The sequence below is a fragment of the Streptococcus mitis genome, from assembly GCF_003942695.1.
GTDB lineage: Bacteria > Bacillota > Bacilli > Lactobacillales > Streptococcaceae > Streptococcus > Streptococcus mitis_BD.
Genome location: NZ_RJNU01000002.1, coordinates 39,676 through 56,762 on the forward strand (window position 1 = coordinate 39,676; position 17,087 = coordinate 56,762).

The window sequence follows — 17,087 nt, forward strand, 5'->3', positions numbered from 1 at the left end:
TTTTTTTTGCGTTATCATATGTCCATATAAGATACGGGAGTCTGTGTACAGTCTGAGAGGAAGTGTTAAACTTCGACCGCACCTGATCTGGGTAATGCCAGCGTAGGGAAGGATACTTAGCCGAATTCTGCACCTTTTCCGTATATGGAAGGGGTTTTCTTTTTGTCAAAAGGAAGCCTGAGAAGAGGAGGTTTTTATGAAAGCAAGCATTGCCTTGCAAGTTTTGCCCCTATCACAGGGAATTGATCGGATTGCTATTATCGATCAGGTTATTGCTTATCTACAAGCTCAGTCCGTGACCATGGTGGTGACACCCTTTGAAACGGTCTTGGAAGGGGAGTTTGATGAGCTCATGCGCATTCTCAAAGAAGCGCTTGAAGTGACCGGGCAGGAGGCAGATAATGTCTTTGCCAATGTCAAAATAAATGTAGGAGAGATTCTAAGTATTGATGAGAAACTTGAAAAGTATGATGAGACGACACATTAGTCTATTGGGTTTTCTAGGAGTCTTGTCAATCTGGCAGTTAGCGGGAATATTCAAACTTTTACCCAAGTTTATCCTGCCAACTCCTTTTGAAATTCTTCAGGCCTTTGTTCGTGACAGAGAATTTCTCTGGCACCATAGCTGGGCGACCTTGAGAGTGGCTTTGCTGGGGCTAGTTTTAGGAGTCTTGATTGCTTGCCTCATGGCAGTGCTTATGGACAGTCTGACTTGGCTCAATGACCTGATCTACCCTATGATGGTGGTTGTTCAGACCATTCCTACCATTGCCATAGCCCCTATTCTGGTCTTGTGGCTAGGTTATGGGATTTTGCCCAAGATTGTCTTGATAATCCTGACAACAACCTTCCCTATCATCGTCAGCATTTTAGACGGATTTAGGCATTGTGACAAGGATATGCTGACCTTGTTTAGTCTGATGCGGGCCAAGCCTTGGCAAATCCTTTGGCATTTTAAAATCCCGGTCAGCCTGCCTTACTTTTATGCAGGTCTGAGGGTTAGTGTCTCCTACGCCTTTATCACAACAGTAGTGTCTGAGTGGTTGGGAGGCTTTGAAGGACTAGGTGTTTACATGATTCAGTCCAAGAAACTGTTTCAGTATGATACCATGTTTGCGATTATTATTCTGGTGTCGCTCATCAGCCTTCTAGGAATGAAGCTGGTCGATATTAGTGAAAAATATGTGATTAAATGGAAACGTCCATAGAAGACGTTTGAGAAAAAGAAAAGAGGAAATGAAAATGAAGAAAACATGGAAAGTGTTTTTAACGCTTGTGACAGCTCTTGTAGCTGTCGTGCTGGTGGCTTGTGGTCAAAGGACTGCTTCTAAGGACAACAAAGAAGCAGAACTCAAGAAGATTGACTTTATCCTAGACTGGACGCCAAATACCAACCACACAGGGCTTTATGTTGCCAAGGAAAAAGGTTATTTTAAAGAAGCTGGAGTGGATGTTGATTTGAAATTGCCACCAGAAGAAAGCTCGTCTGACTTGGTGATCAATGGCAAGGCACCATTTGCTATCTATTTCCAAGACTACATGGCTAAGAAATTGGAAAAAGGGGTAGGAATTACTGCCGTTGCAGCTATCGTTGAGCACAATACATCAGGAATCATTTCTCGTAAATCTGACAATGTCACCAGTCCAAAAGACTTGGTTGGTAAGAAATACGGAACTTGGAATGACCCGACTGAGCTTGCCATGTTGAAAACCTTGGTAGAATCTCAAGGTGGAGATTTTGAGAAGGTCGAAAAAGTACCAAACAACGATTCAAACTCGATTACACCGATTGCCAATGGCGTTTTTGACACTGCTTGGATCTACTACGGTTGGGATGGTATCCTTGCCAAATCTCAAGGCGTAGACGCTAATTTCATGTACTTGAAAGACTATGTCAAGGAGTTTGACTACTACTCACCCGTTATTATCGCAAACAATGACTATCTGAAAGATAACAAAGAAGAAGCTCGCAAAGTTATCCAAGCCATCAAAAAAGGCTACCAATATGCCATGGAACATCCAGAAGAAGCTGCAGATATCCTCATCAAGAATGCACCTGAACTCAAGGAAAAACGTGATTTTGTCATCGAATCGCAAAAATACTTGTCAAAAGAATATGCAAGCGACAAGGAAAAATGGGGACAATTTGACGCTGACCGCTGGAATGCCTTCTACAAATGGGACAAAGAACATGGTATCCTCAAAGAAGACTTGACTGACAAGGGCTTCACTAACGAATTTGTAAAATAATGACAGAAATTAGACTCGAACATGTAAGCTATGCCTATGGTGATGAAAAGATTTTAGAAGATATCAACCTGCAGGTGAAGTCAGGTGAAGTAGTTTCTATCCTAGGTCCAAGTGGTGTTGGTAAGACCACTCTCTTTAACCTAATCGCTGGGATTTTAGAAGTCCAGTCCGGGCGAATTGTCCTTGACGGCGAGGAAAATCCTAAGGGGCGCGTGAGTTATATGTTGCAAAAGGATCTCCTCTTGGAGCACAAGACGGTGCTTGGCAATATCATCCTGCCCCTCTTGATTCAAAAGGTGGATAAGGCCGAAGCTATTGCTCGCGCGGATGAAATTCTTGCGACCTTCCAGTTGACAGCCGTAAGGGACAAGTATCCTCATGAACTCAGCGGAGGAATGCGTCAGCGTGTGGCCTTACTCCGCACCTACCTTTTCGGGCACAAGCTCTTTCTCTTGGATGAGGCCTTTAGCGCTTTGGACGAGATGACCAAGATGGAACTCCACGCTTGGTACCTTGAGATTCACAAGCAGCTGCAGCTGACGACCTTGATCATCACTCATAGTATTGAGGAGGCCCTCAATCTCAGCGACCGCATCTACATTCTAAAAAATCGGCCTGGACAGATTGTTTCAGAAATTAAACTAGATTGGTCTGAAGACGAGGACAAGGAAGTCCAAAAGATTGCCTACAAACGTCAAATCTTGGCAGAATTGGGCTTAGATAAGTAGAAAAATAGGGAGTTGGTGAAGATTATTCTTTACTTGCTCCCTTTTCCTTTTAAAAAATCAAAAATTTCGGTATAATAGTCAAAGATAGTCAAGGTTCAAAGAAGGAGTTTGATTTACTATGAGATTTAAAAATACATCAGATCATATCGAAGCCTATATCAAGGCGATTTTAGACCAATCTGGTATCGTGGAATTGCAACGGAGCCAGTTGGCAGATACCTTTCAGGTTGTGCCAAGTCAGATCAACTATGTAATCAAGACACGTTTTACGGAAAGCAGAGGATACTTGGTTGAGAGCAAGCGTGGTGGCGGAGGCTACATTCGTATCGGACGAATTGAGTTTTCCAATCATCATGAGATGCTCCGCGATTTGCTTTACTCGATTGGTGAGCGAGTTAGTCAGGAGATTTATGAAGATATTCTCCAGCTTTTGGTGGAGCAGGACTTGATGACCAAGCAAGAGATGACCTTGCTGACTTCAGTAGCAACAGATCGTGTCCTAGGGGAAGAGTCCTCAGTTGTCCGTGCCAATATGCTCCGACAGCTATTACAAGAGGTAGATAGAAAAGAGAAGTAAGATGAACTATTCAAAAGCATTGAATGAATGTATCGAAAGTGCCTACATGGTTGCAAGCCATTTTGGAGCTCGTTACCTAGAGTCTTGGCATTTATTGATTGCCATGTCCAATCACAGTTACAGTGTGGCAGGTGCGACTTTAAATGATTACCCATATGAGATGGACCGTTTAGAAGAGGTTGCGTTGGAACTGACTGAAACGGACTATAGCCAAGATGAAACCTTTACGGAATTACCCTTTTCCCATCGTTTGGAGGTTCTCTTTGCAGAAGCAGAGTATGTAGCCTCAGTGGTCCACGCAAAGGTGCTAGGGACAGAGCATGTCCTCTATGCGATTTTGCATGACGGCAATGCCTTGGCAACTCGCATCTTGGAGAGAGCAGGCTTTTCTTATGAAGACCAGAAAGATCAGGTCAGAATTGCTGCTCTTCGTCGTAATCTAGAAGAGCGTGCAGGATGGACAAGAGAAGATCTTAAGGCTTTGCGTCAACGTCATCGCACAGTAACTGACAAGCAAAATTCCATGGCCAATATGATGGGCATGCCTCAAGCTCAAAGTGGAGGCCTAGAGGACTACACGCATGACCTGACGGAGCAAGCGCGTTCTGGCAAGTTAGAACCAGTTATCGGTCGAGACAAGGAAATCTCACGTATGATTCAAATCTTGAGCCGGAAGACAAAGAATAATCCTGTCTTGGTTGGAGATGCGGGTGTCGGGAAAACAGCTCTGGCACTTGGACTTGCTCAGCGTATTGCTAGTGGGGACGTACCTGCGGAAATGGCCAAGATGCGTGTTCTAGAGCTTGATTTGATGAATGTCGTTGCAGGGACACGTTTCCGTGGTGACTTTGAAGAGCGCATGAACAACATCATCAAGGATATCGAAGAGGATGGCAAAGTAATCCTCTTTATCGATGAACTTCACACCATCATGGGTTCTGGTAGCGGTATTGACTCGACTCTGGATGCGGCCAATATCTTGAAGCCAGCCTTGGCTCGTGGAACTTTGAGAATGGTTGGGGCCACCACTCAGGAAGAATACCAAAAACACATCGAAAAAGATGCTGCCCTTTCTCGTCGTTTTGCCAAAGTGACGATTGAAGAGCCAAGTCTAGCTGACAGTATGACCATTTTGCAAGGTTTGAAGGCGACTTATGAGAAACACCATCGTGTGCAAATCACAGATGAAGCCGTTGAAACAGCTGTCAAGATGGCCCATCGTTACTTGACCAGTCGTCACTTGCCGGACTCTGCTATCGACCTTTTAGATGAAGCGGCAGCAACGGTGCAAAACAAATCCAAACATGTGAAAGCAGACGAATCCGACTTGAGTCCAGCTGCCAAGGCCTTGATGGATGGCAAGTGGAAACAAGCGGCCCAGCTAATCGCAAAAGAGCAGGAAGTCCCTGTCTATAAAGACTTGGTAACAGAGACTGAAATCCTGACTACCTTGAGTCGCTTGTCAGGTATCCCAGTCCAAAAACTGACACAAACAGATGCTAAGAAATACCTGAACCTGGAAGCGGAGTTGCACAAACGTGTCATCGGTCAAGATCAAGCTGTTTCAAGTATTAGCCGTGCGATTCGCCGCAATCAGTCAGGTATTCGCAGTCACAAGCGTCCGATTGGTTCCTTTATGTTCCTAGGGCCAACGGGTGTCGGTAAGACCGAATTGGCCAAGGCTCTGGCAGAAGTTCTCTTTGATGACGAATCAGCCCTTATCCGCTTTGATATGAGTGAATATATGGAGAAATTTGCAGCTAGTCGTCTCAATGGAGCTCCTCCGGGTTATGTGGGCTATGAAGAAGGTGGGGAGTTGACGGAGAAGGTTCGCAATAAACCCTATTCCGTTCTCCTCTTTGACGAGGTAGAGAAGGCCCATCCAGACATCTTTAATGTCCTCTTGCAGGTCTTGGATGACGGTGTCTTGACCGATAGCAAGGGGCGCAAGGTTGACTTTTCAAATACCATTATCATCATGACGTCAAATCTTGGTGCGACAGCCCTTCGTGATGACAAGACTGTCGGATTTGGGGCTAAAGACATTCGTTTTGATCAGGAGAATATGGAAAAACGAATCTTTGAAGAGTTGAAAAAGGCTTATAGACCGGAGTTCATCAACCGTATTGATGAAAAGGTGGTCTTCCACAGCTTGGATAGCGAACACATGCAGGAAATCGTTAAGATTATGGTTAAACCATTGATTGCTAGCCTGGCAGAGAAGGGTATCGACTTGAAACTGCAAGCTTCAGCGTTGAAGTTACTAGCAAGCCAAGGTTATGATCCAGAAATGGGAGCTCGCCCACTTCGCAGAACCCTGCAAACAGAAGTGGAGGACAAGTTGGCAGAACTTCTTCTCAAGGGGGAACTGGTAGCAGGGAAGACCCTTAAGATTGGTGTCAAAGCTGGTCAATTAAAATTTGATATTGCTTAAAAATGGAGAATCAGGAGCAATCCTGATTCTTTTTTGCTACTTTTTTATAAAAAATGATAAAAAAGTATTGACAAAACAAAAATATAGTATATAATAAAAACATAGAAAACAAAAATATCAAAAATTATAAAAAGGTAAAACGTTTATGAAAAAGAAAACAGCAGTGGTGTTTGGGACCTTTGCCCCCCTTCATCAGGGGCATATCGATCTGATCCAGCGAGCGAAGCGTCAGTGTGACCAGGTCTGGGTAGTCGTTTCAGGCTACGAAGGAGACCGAGGTGAGCAGGTAGGTTTAAGTCTTCAAAAGCGATTTCGCTATATCCGAGAGGCTTTTCGTGATGACGAATTGACCTCTGTCTGTAAGCTGGATGAGACCAATCTTCCCCGTTACCCTATGGGTTGGCAGGAGTGGTTGGACCAGATGTTAGCGGAGATTTCCTATGATGAAACCCAGCAAGAATTGCTCTTCTTTGTGGGAGAAGCAGACTACCAGCAAGAATTAGCTAAACGTGGATTTGGCACCGTCTTGCAAGAAAGAAAGTTTGGTATCTCAGCGACTATGATTCGAGAAAATCCAAGCAAATATTGGAAATACATCGCTCAACCCTTCCGTCGTCAGTTTACCAAGAAAGTGTTGATTATGGGAAGTGCCAGTAATGGGAAGACCACTCTAGCCAAGGATTTGGCAAGGTATTACGATGCGCCTGTTAGTCTGGAATACGCGCGTGAGTACCAGATCAAAAACAATGTCCGCGACGATGAATTGACTCCAAAGGATTACTACTATCTCCTGTTGGGACAGTATGACCAGACCTCAAAACTAATCGATAGCAATGCCAATCGAGGCCTTGTGATAGCCGATACCAACTCCTTGGTAACCAAGGGTTACTATGACTATTACATGGAGACTGAGGACCAAGGGGACTTATCAGGAGAAACCTTTGACAATCTCTTTGCCTCTATCTTGGCTAAGGAAAAATGGGACTTGATTCTCTTTGTGCAACCTGTCGGTTCCTATGTCAATGACGGATTTAGAGATATGACCATGGCAGAAGACCACATTCGCTACAGTTTTTCCCAGCATTTGGACCAGATGAGAGATATATATTTAACAAATATTCCACTAGTTTATCTAGCAGAGGATTATCTAGGGAATTATGAAGCAGCAAAAGTGGCTATCGATGCCATTTACCAAGCGGATTAGGAGAAAAATATGAAAAAACTAACTGAAAAAATCACACAATTTATCGAAAACTTTAAAAATGTCCATGCCGAAGCTCGCAAGATCGGTTTTGTAGGAATCATGCGCTTGCTATGGAAAGATCTCTTTGTCGGTCGTAGTCTTTTCCAGTGGTTGTATCTCATCGCCTTGTCAAGTGTTCCCTTGATCTTGGAGTTTACACAAAATACGGAAAGTCATGACTGGCTGAGCTTGTTTGCATCTTGGACTGGGATTGTCTGTGTTATCTTGGTAGCAGAAGGGCGTGCAAGCAATTATCTCTTTGGGGCTATTAACTCGGCTATCTACTTGATCTTGGCCATGAATGCGACTTTTTATGGAGAAGTCTTGACGACTGTTTACTTCTTTGTCATGCAGCCGATTGGTCTCTATGCTTGGTTGTCCAATCGTATCAATGAACAGGAAAAACCAGAAGAATCCCACTTTGAAGCTAAGAAATTATCTGTTCTTGACTGGCTCAAGTACTTGGCCTTGACTGCTATCATTTGGATTGGTATGGGCTTGGCTTACCAAAGTATCAATAGCGCTCGTCCTTTCCGTGATAGTGTTACTGATGCGACCAATGGTGTTGGTCAGCTTTTGATGACACGTCTCTACCGTGAGCAATGGATTTTCTGGATTGCAACCAATCTCTTTAGTATTTATCTCTGGTGGGGTGAAAATATCCACATTCAAGGGATGTACTGGGTTTATACACTCAATAGTCTAGTGGGTTGGTACCAATGGACCAAAGCAGTTCGAAAGGAGGCATAAGATGGCAGACATAAAGATTCCAGCCGGGATGACGGAAAAAGAATATTATGAAATCCATGCCAGTCAGGAGGAGTTTTTAGACTGGTACTACAAGCAGGAACTCCCTCAATATGAAAAACCAAGTGTGACAGTGGATATGGTAGCCTACTGCTTTGTCGAAGGAAAGATCAAGCTCCTGCTAATCCGTCGCAAGGCTCACCCTTATCAAAACTGTTTGGCTTTGGTTGGAGGCTTTATGGACAAGGAAGAAGATGCTGCACATGCCTGTCAGCGCGAGGTGAGAGAAGAAGTCAATCTCGATCTACCTTTGGAGAAAATCGAGCAATTGATGACGGTATCGACCCCCGGTCGTGATCCACGGGGCTGGACAGTGACCATTGCCCACTTAGTGTACCTACCTAGTCGTGCCTTAGATCTCGTTCAGGCAGGTGATGATGCCAAGGATGTCGTTTTTGTAGATGTCGATTTTCAGACAGGCAAATGCTACCTAGATGGAGTCGAGCTGGAGGAGCAAGCCTTCGCCTTTGACCATTATGCCATTATCCAAGAATCCATCAAACGAATCCAAGGCCGTCTCGACTGGAATCCGACCTTCCTCTATCTGCTGGAGGAGGAGTTCACTGTCTACGAGGGGACTGAACTGGTCAATCTCATCAACCCTGGTCGCCCAATCGTCAGCAATAACTTTCTCGTAAAATACGGCGAATATGTAGAAGAAGTCGGACTCAAACGAGTACCCAAAAAGAAACCAAGAAAAACCTATCGATTGAAATAAAAAGTGAGGTCGGGATAAAGTTCCCGACCTCTTTATTTATCATCATTTTTTATGAATGGTTATCTTTCTTAGGATTACTCAACATGTGAGTAAAGAAGTCTTTATATCGATACTTGAGATAGTTCTCATGTAAAAATAACAAAGCGATATAAACAATCATAAAGATTATAGTCAGATAGAAGACATCAAATGCAGTTCGCGCATAGTAAGTGGCTGATTGATAAGAGCCAATAGCTCCCAAAATCAACCAAGGAAGATACTTGTAATACTTATTTAGCATAAGAGCATACCTCCTATATTCTATTTCAATGTTATTATATTCCTTTGTCTAACACAATGCAAGCGATTACACAAAGATGATGTAAAAAATAGGACTCTTATCTAAAAAATTTTCTATTTTTCGTTTCGATTACGAATAGAGATAGTAGAGAGAAATTTTTTTAAATAGTTTCTCTAAATAGTTGACAGATTCAAGGTCTAATGTTACAATTGTATTACAAAAAGATTTCTTAACATTTCAAAAATGTTACAAAGGAGTAGAAAAATGAAAAAGAAAACCTATATCAAATTGATGGCAGTGACTGTATTGGCTTCTACCTTGCTACTGGGAGCTTGTGGAAATAAAAACGAGACCACTCAAACCAGTAGCTCTGCAAAGACAAGTCAATCATCAAGCTCTAAAGTAGCTTCTTCTAGCAAAGAAAGCAAGACACAAAAATCTTCAAACTCAGCTTCATCTGAAAAGGCTCAGGCATCTTCAGGTCAGTCTTCTACAACGCCAGATCAGTCACAAGCGAAACCAGCACCTGAATCAAGACAAGAACAAGCAGCTCCTAGTCAACAAGCCCCATCTCAGGCACCTTCAACTCAGCAAGGTTCTCAAGCCCAGTCTAACCAGTCAGGCTATGATCCAACAACTGACCGCCAACTTCAAGACAAGCAAGCAGAACACAACAAACGCTACAAGGGTGTTTTAACCATGGTCGATGGTGATTTCTCAGCAGCTGCAGGCAACTGGAAGGGAGCAAATGGCGAAACTATTACGGTTTCATCAGGGGGCCAATTTACAGTAGAAACTGCAGATGGAAAGAAAGAAAACTATTCTATCAGAGGCTACTCTTACACACTTGATGATGGCAAGTATAATGCCAAAATAGGTGGAGGAAAAATCATCCAAATTACAACAGGTGCGGATGGTAAAGTTTCAAGCGTTGCCTTGATTCAATAATAGTATCTAGGTTTTCCTAGAATCTAAAAAACCGTAAACTCAAGCGAGTTACGGTTTTTTGTGTATTATGCTTTGTCTAATTGCAAGAGGGCTTCAATCTCTGCTAGGGTGTTAGCTTGTGAAATGGCTCCACGAAGTTTGGCAGCGCCAGATGTTCCCCGAAGGTAGTGAGGAGCGAGGCCGCGGAATTCACGAACGGCTACGTTTTCTCCTTTGAGGTTAATCAAGCGTTTCAAATGTTCGTAGGCAATTTTCATCTTGTCTTCGAAAGTCAAGTCAGGGAGAATTTCTCCTGTTTCAAAATAGTGATTGATCTGGTTGAAGAGGTAGGGGTTTCCCATGGCAGCGCGACCAATCATAACAGCGTCAGCCCCGACTTCTTCGATACGCTGTTTGGCTTCTTGGACCGTACGGATATCACCGTTGGCGATAAATGGAATCTTGGTTAGGACTTGGGCTACGTCGTGCAAGGTCTCAAGGTCAGCGTGACCAGTATACATTTGTTCACGTGTACGACCGTGCATGGCGAGGGCAGAGACACCAGCAGCCTCAGCAGCTAGGGCATTCTCCACGGCTAGGGATGAATCAGACCAGCCAGTGCGCATTTTGACAGTGAGGGGTATATCAAGGACAGATTGGACCTTGTTGATAATAGAGTAGATCTTATCTGGGTCCTTGAGCCACATAGCACCAGCTTCGTTCTTCACGATTTTGTTAACTGGACAGCCCATGTTGATATCGACGATATCAGTCTTGGTGTTTTCTTGAATGAATTCTGCTGCGCGGGCGAGACTATCTTCGTCGCTACCAAAGAGTTGGATAGAAACCGGATTTTCTCCTTCATCGATATGAAGCATGTGAAGAGTTTTTTCGTTATTGTATTGGATTCCCTTGTCAGAGACCATCTCCATTACAACGAGTCCAGCTCCGAGCTCTTTTGCGATGGTACGAAATGCTGAGTTGGTGACACCAGCCATGGGTGCTAAAACAGTACGATTGGGAATCTCAACATTGCCAATCATAAAAGGTGTATTAAGATTTGTCACGAATGAGTTCCTCCAGGTCGTTTTCATCAAAGTTATAAGTTGTTTGGCAGAATTGACAAGTGATTTCTGCCCCGTGGTCTTCCTCTTTCATTTCTTCAAGGTCTGAATTTGGAAGGCTGGCAAGAGCGTTCATAAAACGATCTTTGCTACAGTCACATTGGAAACGGATTTCTTCTTCAGATAGGCGTTTGTAAGCCTCGTCACCGTAGATGGCCTTGAGAAGGGCTTCGATATGGTCGTCGCTTTCAAGAAGTGTCGAGATAGCTGGCATTTCTTGGATGCGTTTTTCAAAGCGAGCAATCTCCTCTTCCTTGGCTCCTGGCAATACTTGGAGAAGAAAACCACCGGCAACTTCGACCTTGTCGTCTTTGTCTAAAAGAACATTGAGGCCGACTGCTGAAGGGGTTTGTTGGCTTTCAGTCAGGTAGTAGGCCAAGTCTTCACCGATTTCTCCAGAGATGAGAGGAGTCATGGAGTTGTAAGGATTTCCAGTGCCGTAGTCTGTGATAACGAGAAATTGGCCATTGCCGACAAAAGGTCCGACTAGGACTTCACCTGTTGTGGTCTTTTTGATGTCAACACCTGGATTTTGAACGTAGCCTTTAACATTGCCCTTGGTATCTGCGACTGTGATGATGGCACCGAGAGAGCTGGTTCCCAGAACTTTAACTGTTAGTTTAGTATTTCCTTTTTCATTGGCTGCGAGAATTTGGCTAGCGATAAGGGTGCGACCAAGTGCGACGGTTGAACTGGCTTGGGTTTGATGTTTTTCTTGAGCAGTGCGGACGGTTTCAGTGCTATCAAGGACAAAAGCACGAAAGGCTCCGCTTTCTGATATTGTTTTAATAATTTTATCCATAGCTACTATTTTAGCATAAAAATGCCCAAAGGGGGAGTCGTGTGTTTGCTGTTTCTGTGGAATAATGACGAGAAAATCAACTTTAAAATAAAATGAGAAACAGATTATTTCAGCATTTGAAAGATTTATGCTATGCTTGTAGGAGAAAATGAAAGGGGTAACAAATGTATTTAGGCGATTTGATGGAAAAAGCAGAATCTGGTCAATTTTTAGTCCTTTCCTTTCTATTACAAGATTCGCAGACAACAGTCAAGAAAGCCATGGAAGAAACAGGTTTTTCAAAGGCGACCCTAACCAAGTACATTTCTCTGATTAACGAAAATGCCTTGGAAAGAGGGCTAGAGCTGACCATCCACTTGGAAGATGAAAATCTGCGTTTGTCGATTGGTGCAGCCACAAAGGGGAGAGAGATTCGGAGTTTGTTTCTAGACAATGCCATTAAGTACCAAATTTTGGTTTACCTTCTCTATCACCAACAGTTTCTAGCTCATCAGTTGGCTCAAGAATTGATGATTAGCGAGGCTACGCTTGGTCGCCACTTAGCTAGTCTAAATCAGATTTTGTCAGAGTTTGACTTATCCATCCAAAATGGCCGTTGGCGAGGTCCGGAGCATCAGATTCGCTATTTCTATTTCTGTCTTTTCCGCAAGGTTTGGTCCAGTCAGGAGTGGGAAGGTCACATGCAGAAAGCTGAGAGAAAACAAGAGATTGCTACCCTAGAAGAAATCTGCGGTGCTAGCTTGTCTTCAGGTCAGAAATTGGACTTGGTTCTCTGGGCTCATATCAGTCAACAGCGTCTTCGGGTCAATGCCTGTCAGTTTCAAGTCATAGAAGAAAAAATGCGAGGGTATTTTGACAATATTTTCTATCTTCGTTTGCTTCGAAAGGCTCCGTCCTTTTTTGCTGGGCAACACACCCCTCTAGGAACTGAGGACGGTGAGATGATGGTATTCTTTTCATTTCTCCTTTCCCATCGTATCTTGCCCCTTCATACTATGGAGTATATCCTTGGTTTTGGAGGGCAGTTAGCCGATTTGCTGACGCAATTGATTCAAGAAATGAAGAAGGAGGAGCTGCTGGGGGACTACACAGAGGACCATGTCACCTATGAACTGAGTCAACTTTGTGGTCAAGTTTATCTCTACAAGGGCTATATCTTGCAAGATCAGTACAGATACCAGACAGAGAATCGCCATCCCTATTTGCTGATGGAACATGATTTTAGAGGAACTGCAGAGAGAATTTTTCATATCTTGCCAGCCTTTCATCAGGGAACGGATTTGGATAAGAAAATTCTCTGGGAATGGCTCCAGTTGATAGAGTATATGGCAGAAAATGGTGGCCAACATATGAGGATTGGTTTGGATTTGACATCTGGTTTCCTTGTCTTTTCTAGGATGGCTGCCATTTTGAAACGGTATTTGGAATACAATCGTTTCATTACTATTGAAGCCTATGACCCCAGTCGACATTATGATTTGTTAATTACTAACAACCCTATCCATAAGAAAGAACAAACACCTATCTACTATTTGAAAAATGATTTGGATATGGAAGATTTAGCTACGATCCGTCAGATGCTATTTGCCTAAAAGACCTGAGTTTTCAGGTCTTTTTTGTGAAATTCGCACAATCTCCTCACATTTTTTTAAAATTTTAAAAAAATTGATAAACAAGAAAGCGCTTTATTTTGTATACTAGTTACTGTAAAGAGGAACCCCCTCAAGATTTTATCAGGAGGACAGCACATGTCACAAGAAAAATACATCATGGCTATTGACCAAGGAACAACCAGTTCTCGTGCCATCATTTTTAACAAAAAAGGAGAAAAGGTCAGCTCTAGTCAAAAAGAATTCACTCAGATTTTTCCTCAAGCAGGTTGGGTTGAGCACAATGCCAATGAAATTTGGAACTCTGTTCAGTCAGTTATCGCGGGTGCTTTCATCGAAAGTGGTGTGAAACCAAGTCAAATCGAAGCAATCGGGATTACCAACCAGCGTGAAACAACTGTCGTCTGGGATAAGAAAACAGGGCTCCCTATCTATAATGCGATCGTTTGGCAGTCTCGCCAGACAGCACCTTTGGCTGAACAACTAAAAAGCCAAGGTTATGTGGAAAAATTCCATGAAAAGACTGGTTTGATCATCGATGCTTACTTCTCTGCTACCAAGGTTCGTTGGATTTTGGACCATGTAGAAGGCGCTCAAGAGAGAGCAGAAAAAGGAGAATTGCTCTTTGGGACCATTGATACTTGGTTAGTTTGGAAATTGACTGACGGTGCGGCTCACGTGACGGACTACTCAAATGCGGCTCGTACCATGCTCTATAACATTAAAGAACTCAAATGGGATGATGAGATTTTAGAAATCCTCAACATTCCGAAGGCTATGCTTCCAGAAGTTCGTTCTAACTCTGAAATCTACGGCAAGACTGCTCCATTCCATTTCTACGGTGGAGAAGTGCCAATTTCAGGTATGGCTGGGGACCAACAGGCAGCCCTCTTCGGTCAGTTGGCCTTTGAACCTGGTATGGTCAAGAATACTTATGGAACAGGTTCTTTCATCATTATGAACACTGGTGAAGAGATGCAGTTGTCTGAAAACAACCTTTTGACAACGATTGGTTATGGAATCAACGGCAAGGTTTACTATGCCTTGGAAGGTTCTATCTTTATCGCAGGAAGTGCCATTCAGTGGCTTCGTGATGGACTTCGCATGGTTGAAAATTCACCAGAGTCTGAAAAATATGCTCTCAATTCTCACAACAATGACGAAGTTTATGTCGTACCTGCCTTTACAGGTCTAGGGGCTCCATATTGGAACCAAAATGCTCGTGGTTCGGTCTTTGGCTTAACTCGTGGAACAAGCAAAGAAGACTTTATCAAGGCAACTTTGCAATCTATCGCTTATCAAGTACGTGACATCATCGACACCATGCAAGTGGATGCTCAGACAGCTATCCAAGTCTTGAAGGTAGATGGTGGTGCAGCCATGAACAACTTCCTCATGCAGTTCCAAGCTGACATCTTGGGAATTGATATCGCACGCGCTAAAAACTTGGAAACAACTGCCCTAGGGGCAGCCTTCCTGGCAGGATTGTCAGTAGGCTACTGGAAGGACTTGGATGAGTTGAAACTCTTGAACAAGACAGGAGAACTTTTCGAACCATCGATGAACGAATCGCGTAAGGAACAACTCTATAAGGGCTGGAAGAAGGCTGTGAAAGCAACGCAAGTCTTTGCGGAAATCGACGACTAATACTGTTTCTTGATGCAATTATCAGTTTAAGAATGAAGCGACTCAGTTAGAAAGTGTGTAAATATGGAATTTTCAAAGAAAACACGTGAATTGTCAATTAAAAAAATGCAGGAACGCACCTTGGACCTTTTGATTATCGGTGGGGGGATTACAGGAGCTGGTGTAGCCTTGCAGGCGGCAGCTAGTGGTCTTGACACTGGTTTGATTGAAATGCAGGATTTCGCAGAAGGAACATCTAGCCGTTCAACAAAATTGGTCCACGGAGGTCTGCGTTACCTCAAACAATTTGACGTGGAGGTGGTCTCAGATACAGTTTCTGAGCGCGCGGTGGTTCAACAAATCGCTCCACACATTCCAAAACCAGATCCAATGCTCTTGCCAGTTTACGATGAGGATGGAGCGACCTTTAGCCTTTTCCGTCTCAAAGTAGCCATGGACTTGTACGACCTTTTGGCAGGTGTTAGCAATACGCCAGCTGCTAACAAGGTCTTGAGCAAGGAAGAAGTCTTGGAACGCCAGCCAAACTTGAAGAAAGAAGGCTTGGTAGGAGGTGGGGTTTACCTTGACTTCCGTAATAACGATGCGCGTCTCGTGATTGAAAATATCAAACGTGCTAACCAAGACGGTGCCCTTATTGCCAACCACGTTAAGGCAGAAGGCTTCCTCTTTGACGAAAGTGGCAAGATTACAGGTGTTGTAGCTCGTGATTTGTTGACAGACCAAGTCTTTGAAATCAAGGCTCGTCTGGTTATCAACACGACAGGTCCTTGGAGCGATAAGGTACGTAATTTGTCTAATAAGGGAACCCAATTCTCACAAATGCGTCCAACTAAGGGAGTTCACTTGGTAGTGGATTCAAGCAAGATCAAGGTTTCACAGCCAGTTTACTTTGACACAGGTTTGGGTGACGGTCGTATGGTCTTTGTTCTCCCACGAGAAAACAAGACTTACTTTGGTACAACGGATACAGACTACACAGGCGATTTGGAACATCCAAAAGTGACGCAGGAAGATGTGGATTATCTACTTGGCATTGTCAACAACCGTTTCCCAGAAGCCAACATTACCATTGATGATATCGAAAGTAGCTGGGCTGGTCTTCGTCCATTGATCGCAGGCAATAGCGCTTCTGACTACAATGGCGGAAATAACGGAACCATTAGTGATGAGAGCTTCAATAGCTTGATTGCGACTGTCGAGGCTTATCTTTCGAAAGAAAAAACGCGTGAAGATGTTGAATCTGCTGTCAGCAAGCTTGAAAGCAGCACATCTGAGAAACATTTGGACCCATCTGCAGTTTCTCGTGGTTCGAGCTTGGATCGTGATGATAATGGTCTTTTAACCCTTGCTGGTGGTAAAATCACAGACTACCGTAAGATGGCTGAAGGGGCTATGGAGCGCGTGGTTGACATCCTCAAAGCAGAATTTGACCGTAGCTTTAAACTGATCAACTCGAAGACTTATCCTGTTTCAGGTGGAGAATTGAACCCAGCAAATGTGGACTCAGAAATTGAAGCCTTTGCTCAACTTGGAGTTTCACGTGGTTTGGATAGCAAGGAAGCACAGTATCTCGCAAATCTTTACGGTTCAAATGCACCGAAGGTCTTTGCCCTTGCTCATAGCTTGGAACAAGCGCCAGGACTCAGCTTGGCAGATACTTTGTCACTTCACTATGCAATGCGCAATGAGTTGGCTCTGAGCCCAGTTGACTTCCTCCTTCGTCGTACCAATCACATGCTCTTTATGCGTGATAGTTTAGATAGCATCGTTGAGCCAGTTCTGGATGAAATGGGACGATTCTATGACTGGTCTGATGAAGAAAAAACAGCCTACCGCGCGGGTGTCGAAGCAGCTCTTGCTCAAAACGATTTGGCAGAACTAAAAAATTAAGAAAAACTAGAAGAGAGGGAGGGCAGCATTCCTTGTCGCCCGCCCCTTCT

The 17,087-nt window shown here is 43.7% G+C and carries 16 protein-coding genes and 1 riboswitch; of the genes, 13 read left to right on the forward strand and 3 right to left on the reverse strand.

All coding sequences use genetic code 11. From position 1 onward, the window contains the following. Positions 1–23 precede the first annotated feature (23 nt). Positions 24–126: riboswitch (TPP riboswitch) on the forward strand. A gap of 70 nt (positions 127–196) precedes the next feature. The 9 genes from D8852_RS01425 to D8852_RS01465 all read left to right on the forward strand — a co-directional run bounded on the left by D8852_RS01425 (position 197) and on the right by D8852_RS01465 (position 8,757). Continuing rightward, positions 197–487 (forward strand): thiamine-binding protein, encoded by a 291-nt coding sequence (locus tag D8852_RS01425; protein ID WP_125424925.1) that lies wholly within the window; start codon positions 197–199, stop codon positions 485–487. Next, on the forward strand, positions 450–1,208 hold the full coding sequence (locus D8852_RS01430) for an ABC transporter permease (protein WP_185755561.1): 759 nt from the start codon (positions 450–452) through the stop codon (positions 1,206–1,208). The genes D8852_RS01425 and D8852_RS01430 overlap by 38 nt, the downstream gene beginning before the upstream one ends. A gap of 34 nt (positions 1,209–1,242) precedes the next feature. Beyond that, positions 1,243–2,250 (forward strand): ABC transporter substrate-binding protein, encoded by a 1,008-nt coding sequence (locus D8852_RS01435; protein WP_125424927.1) that lies wholly within the window; start codon positions 1,243–1,245, stop codon positions 2,248–2,250. After that, positions 2,250–2,978 carry an ABC transporter ATP-binding protein gene (locus D8852_RS01440; protein WP_125424928.1) on the forward strand — a complete coding sequence of 243 codons (729 nt, stop codon included), beginning with the start codon at positions 2,250–2,252 and terminating at the stop codon, positions 2,976–2,978. Before D8852_RS01435 ends, D8852_RS01440 begins: the two co-directional genes overlap by 1 nt. A 118-nt stretch (positions 2,979–3,096) precedes the next feature. Next, the gene (locus tag D8852_RS01445) at positions 3,097–3,555 is read left to right on the forward strand and encodes a CtsR family transcriptional regulator (RefSeq protein WP_001211258.1); all 459 of its coding nucleotides are present in this window, start codon (positions 3,097–3,099) and stop codon (positions 3,553–3,555) included. Between the two features lies 1 nt (position 3,556). Further along, complete coding sequence (locus tag D8852_RS01450; RefSeq protein WP_125424929.1) at positions 3,557–5,989, forward strand: ATP-dependent Clp protease ATP-binding subunit; 2,433 nt, start codon at positions 3,557–3,559, stop codon at positions 5,987–5,989. Between the two features lie 145 nt (positions 5,990–6,134). Continuing rightward, positions 6,135–7,193: an AAA family ATPase gene (locus tag D8852_RS01455; protein ID WP_125424930.1), complete on the forward strand. Its 1,059-nt coding sequence runs from the start codon at positions 6,135–6,137 to the stop codon at positions 7,191–7,193. A 9-nt stretch (positions 7,194–7,202) separates the two neighbouring features. Then, the gene (gene pnuC, locus D8852_RS01460; RefSeq protein ID WP_125424931.1) at positions 7,203–7,982 is read left to right on the forward strand and encodes a nicotinamide riboside transporter PnuC; all 780 of its coding nucleotides are present in this window, start codon (positions 7,203–7,205) and stop codon (positions 7,980–7,982) included. A 1-nt stretch (position 7,983) separates the two neighbouring features. Beyond that, on the forward strand, positions 7,984–8,757 hold the full coding sequence (locus tag D8852_RS01465) for an NUDIX domain-containing protein (protein WP_125424932.1): 774 nt from the start codon (positions 7,984–7,986) through the stop codon (positions 8,755–8,757). Between the two features lie 49 nt (positions 8,758–8,806). Here the strand turns inward: D8852_RS01465 and D8852_RS01470 are convergent, their stop codons facing one another. Continuing rightward, on the reverse strand, positions 8,807–9,037 hold the full coding sequence (locus tag D8852_RS01470; protein ID WP_125423602.1) for a hypothetical protein: 231 nt from the start codon (positions 9,035–9,037) through the stop codon (positions 8,807–8,809). A 264-nt stretch (positions 9,038–9,301) separates the two neighbouring features. On the opposite strand from D8852_RS01470, the gene D8852_RS01475 reads away from it, so the two are divergent. Beyond that, the gene (locus tag D8852_RS01475) at positions 9,302–9,985 is read left to right on the forward strand and encodes a hypothetical protein (RefSeq protein ID WP_125424933.1); all 684 of its coding nucleotides are present in this window, start codon (positions 9,302–9,304) and stop codon (positions 9,983–9,985) included. Between the two features lie 65 nt (positions 9,986–10,050). On the opposite strand, the gene dusB is transcribed toward D8852_RS01475, so the two are convergent. Beyond that, positions 10,051–11,031: a tRNA dihydrouridine synthase DusB gene (gene dusB, locus D8852_RS01480; protein ID WP_185755562.1), complete on the reverse strand. Its 981-nt coding sequence runs from the start codon at positions 11,029–11,031 to the stop codon at positions 10,051–10,053. After that, the gene (gene hslO / locus D8852_RS01485) at positions 11,018–11,890 is read right to left on the reverse strand and encodes an Hsp33 family molecular chaperone HslO (RefSeq protein WP_125413849.1); all 873 of its coding nucleotides are present in this window, start codon (positions 11,888–11,890) and stop codon (positions 11,018–11,020) included. The genes dusB and hslO overlap by 14 nt, the downstream gene beginning before the upstream one ends. Positions 11,891–12,054: 164 nt before the next feature. Between hslO and D8852_RS01490 the strand changes: the two genes are divergently transcribed. The 3 genes from D8852_RS01490 to glpO all read left to right on the forward strand — a co-directional run bounded on the left by D8852_RS01490 (position 12,055) and on the right by glpO (position 17,037). Next, entirely contained in the window at positions 12,055–13,482 is a 1,428-nt protein-coding gene (locus D8852_RS01490) for a helix-turn-helix domain-containing protein (protein ID WP_125424934.1), read from the forward strand. A 156-nt stretch (positions 13,483–13,638) separates the two neighbouring features. Then, positions 13,639–15,147, forward strand: a complete 1,509-nt coding sequence (gene glpK / locus D8852_RS01495; RefSeq protein ID WP_125424935.1) for a glycerol kinase GlpK — start codon at positions 13,639–13,641, stop codon at positions 15,145–15,147. Positions 15,148–15,210: 63 nt separating this feature from the next. Then, complete coding sequence (gene glpO / locus D8852_RS01500; protein ID WP_125424936.1) at positions 15,211–17,037, forward strand: type 1 glycerol-3-phosphate oxidase; 1,827 nt, start codon at positions 15,211–15,213, stop codon at positions 17,035–17,037. Positions 17,038–17,087 lie beyond the last annotated feature (50 nt).

Excerpts from the sequence above, each read along its gene's own strand:
- D8852_RS01475 (WP_125424933.1), top strand. The coding sequence starts at position 9,302 with ATGAAAAAGAAAACCTATATCAAATTGATGGCAGTGACTGTATTGGCT.
- pnuC (WP_125424931.1), top strand. The coding sequence starts at position 7,203 with ATGAAAAAACTAACTGAAAAAATCACACAATTTATCGAAAACTTTAAA.
- glpK (WP_125424935.1), top strand. The coding sequence starts at position 13,639 with ATGTCACAAGAAAAATACATCATGGCTATTGACCAAGGAACAACCAGT.
- D8852_RS01490 (WP_125424934.1), top strand. The coding sequence starts at position 12,055 with ATGTATTTAGGCGATTTGATGGAAAAAGCAGAATCTGGTCAATTTTTA.
- glpO (WP_125424936.1), top strand. The coding sequence starts at position 15,211 with ATGGAATTTTCAAAGAAAACACGTGAATTGTCAATTAAAAAAATGCAG.
- D8852_RS01425 (WP_125424925.1), top strand. The coding sequence starts at position 197 with ATGAAAGCAAGCATTGCCTTGCAAGTTTTGCCCCTATCACAGGGAATT.
- D8852_RS01455 (WP_125424930.1), top strand. The coding sequence starts at position 6,135 with ATGAAAAAGAAAACAGCAGTGGTGTTTGGGACCTTTGCCCCCCTTCAT.
- D8852_RS01450 (WP_125424929.1), top strand. The coding sequence starts at position 3,557 with ATGAACTATTCAAAAGCATTGAATGAATGTATCGAAAGTGCCTACATG.
- D8852_RS01470 (WP_125423602.1), bottom strand. The coding sequence starts at position 9,037 with ATGCTAAATAAGTATTACAAGTATCTTCCTTGGTTGATTTTGGGAGCT.
- D8852_RS01430 (WP_185755561.1), top strand. The coding sequence starts at position 450 with ATGAGAAACTTGAAAAGTATGATGAGACGACACATTAGTCTATTGGGT.
- hslO (WP_125413849.1), bottom strand. The coding sequence starts at position 11,890 with ATGGATAAAATTATTAAAACAATATCAGAAAGCGGAGCCTTTCGTGCT.
- D8852_RS01435 (WP_125424927.1), top strand. The coding sequence starts at position 1,243 with ATGAAGAAAACATGGAAAGTGTTTTTAACGCTTGTGACAGCTCTTGTA.
- D8852_RS01445 (WP_001211258.1), top strand. The coding sequence starts at position 3,097 with ATGAGATTTAAAAATACATCAGATCATATCGAAGCCTATATCAAGGCG.
- D8852_RS01465 (WP_125424932.1), top strand. The coding sequence starts at position 7,984 with ATGGCAGACATAAAGATTCCAGCCGGGATGACGGAAAAAGAATATTAT.
- D8852_RS01440 (WP_125424928.1), top strand. The coding sequence starts at position 2,250 with ATGACAGAAATTAGACTCGAACATGTAAGCTATGCCTATGGTGATGAA.